The 2,486-nt window shown below is 69.9% G+C and carries 1 protein-coding gene and 1 pseudogene; both read right to left on the minus strand.

Annotated features, from left to right (window positions below; translation table 11 throughout):
* Positions 1 to 183: 183 nt before the first annotated feature.
* Positions 184 to 672, minus strand: a complete 489-nt coding sequence (locus FPZ41_RS46075) for a hypothetical protein (RefSeq protein ID WP_152870820.1) — start codon at positions 670 to 672, stop codon at positions 184 to 186.
* Between the two features lie 8 nt (positions 673 to 680).
* Positions 681 to 2,486 (minus strand): annotated as a pseudogene (locus FPZ41_RS47700) (hypothetical protein); the annotation flags it as partial.

Raw genomic sequence — 2,486 nt, forward strand, 5'->3', positions numbered from 1 at the left:
GTTGTGTATAAGAGACAGGCGTAGGCGGCCGCGGACGCTGCCGCGGTGGTGACGAGGATCTGCGCGGCATCCGCGTTCACCTTCTTGGACTCGCCCCTGGCCTTGATGAGGTCGTAGGCGATCTTGCCCGCGGCGCCGAGCCCGCCGGCGCCGCCAAGCCAGTTGAGCCAGTCGTTCACCGGGTCACCCGACCTTGACGAAGTCGACGGAGGTGGCGAGGCCGAACGAGCCGTTGATGGTGTAGGCGCCGCCGCTCTGCCAGCACGAGAAGCACACGATTTGCTCGCTGGCGGAGGCGTCGATGGTGACGCTGACGAACCCGTTGAGGTCGCCGTACGCGCCGACTTTCTTGATGTTGCCCGCGGCCCACGCCGTCGCGCCGATCGCGGCCGTGATCTGCCACGTGCTGTGCGGGGTCGACACGCGAATGCTGGCGTCGGCGTGCCAGATGCCCGAGCCGGCCGCGAACTTCCAGTAGTTGAACGGCTGCCCCGGGCCGAGCGTGCTGCCGGGGGTGATGAGCGGCGATCCGCCGGAGGTGAGCGTGGGGTACTGGATCTGCGTATCAGCGCTCGCAGCGACCGCCTGCGTGCCTGCGTTGCGCGCGTAGCGGGCGTATGGCGCGTCGAGTTTCGCGGCGGTGACCCGCTGACCTGCCAGCCAGGTAGGCACGGTGCCTCCTACAGTGTCGGGCCGAGCCCGGCGTAGACCGGGTCGGCGAGCTGGACGGTGGCGCCGGCGGGGTGCGCCTTGACGATGCCGTTCACCGAACGGGTCACGGTGAAGCGCTGCGGGGTGCTGACCTGCACGTCATCGACGGTGATCGTGACGGGCAGGGCGTTGGTGTTGCCGGTGTTCAAGCGGGTGCGGATGCCGAGGTCCCCGGCGGCAGCGATCGCTGTTGCGGATGCGGCGACCGTCCACTCGGTCGGTTCGCTTCCGCTCGCTCGCCACGCCTTCGCCAGCAGTGTGGTGCCGGTGATCTGGAACCGGACGCGCCACAGCTGGCCGGTGGTGTAGCTGCCCAGCGAGGCGGAGGTGAGCAGGTTGGTTTCGCTGCCCGCGACGCTCGTCCACAGGCCAAGGGTGACCGTGCCGTCGGTGTTGAAGTTCAGCCGCGCGGCGTACCAGTTGCTGATGTCGGTCCAGCGGCCGGCGAGCCACGCCACGACCGGGGCGCCGGCGGCGATCGCGCTGGTGGCGAACGACGCGGCCACGTCGATGTCGGCGACCCCCAGCAGCACGCTGGCCCAGCGGGACACGTTCACGGAGGTCAACGCCATCTGGCCGGCGGTGCCGTTGGTGGAGTAGTTCGACGCGGCCCCGCCCGTGGTGGTCCACGCCTGCCCGGTGTCCGCCGTTCCCCACCCGCCGGACACGGTGCGCGTGAACGTGTCGACCGCGGCAGGGCCGACAGCGGTCACCGTCATCTCCTCACCGCCCACGGTGATGTTGAACGGGAACTGGTCGCCGTAGCTGGCGGAGTCGATCCAGGGCACGGTGGTGCTGGCGACGGACAGCGTCGTGGCGGTGCTGGTGGCCGCGCCGGCGAGCGTGCTGCCTTCGGCGTCGGCGCGGGTGTCCGGGTCGTCGGTGACGCCGATGTTCCACGGGTCGCCGGGCTCGGCGTTGAAGGTGAACCGGTGCTCGATCGGGGTGATGGTCTCCCGGTAGCCAAGCACCATCGCTCGGTCGTCGCCGAGCGGCAGGTTCTCGATCATCAGGATGTCGCCCTGGTCCACGTCGAGCAGGGCGGCGAACAGAGCCGAGTCGTCAGCGACCGGCGCGGCGTGCCGGAACACGGGCAGCTGGGGGTAGCGCGGCCCGTCGTAGGTGCCGCGCGCCAGCGCCCAGGCCGCGTAGTCGGCCAGGTAGCCGTCCGAGGACACGTTGTAGGTGGTGTTCGAGGCGTACACGCCGATGCCGCCAGCAGAGGGGGACGCCGTCGAGTTGCGGCCGGTCGTCTTCACCGCGCGCGCCGAGAAACCCCCCGTGCGGGTGGCAGTCACGTCGTTGGTTAGCACCTGGTCGTCATCGGTGGGCAGCGGCAGCGTCTCCAGCTGGTTTGCGGCCGCGTCGAGCACCGCCCGCGGTCGCTGGCCCTGCATCGACGGGTGCGTTCGGTAGAACAGGTGCGACGCCGCCCGGCTGGCGAACAGCAAGCCCTGCGTCGCTCGCGCCGCCTCTTCAAGGAGGTCGACGAGCGTCTTGGTGCTCTGCGCGCCGACCCTGGGCGACCACTCGGGTGCCTCGGTGCTCCGGTAGGTGGAGATCTGGACGCCGTTTTCATCGCGGGCAAGCCGAAGCAGCCGGTTGCTGTTGAACTCGTTACGCCAGGCGTTGAGCGGCGCGCCGAGCGCGAAGAGCGACTGGAAGGCGTTCTGCACGTGCAGGTGTCCAAAGGCGACATTCTGCGCTGTCGCGTCGGGCGTGAGATAGACGTCGGTGATCGCGCCGAGGGTGCGGCCCGCCACAGTGCCGGAGAT

Source organism: Streptomyces acidicola (genome assembly GCF_009377235.1).
Lineage (GTDB): Bacteria > Actinomycetota > Actinomycetes > Streptomycetales > Streptomycetaceae > Streptomyces > Streptomyces acidicola.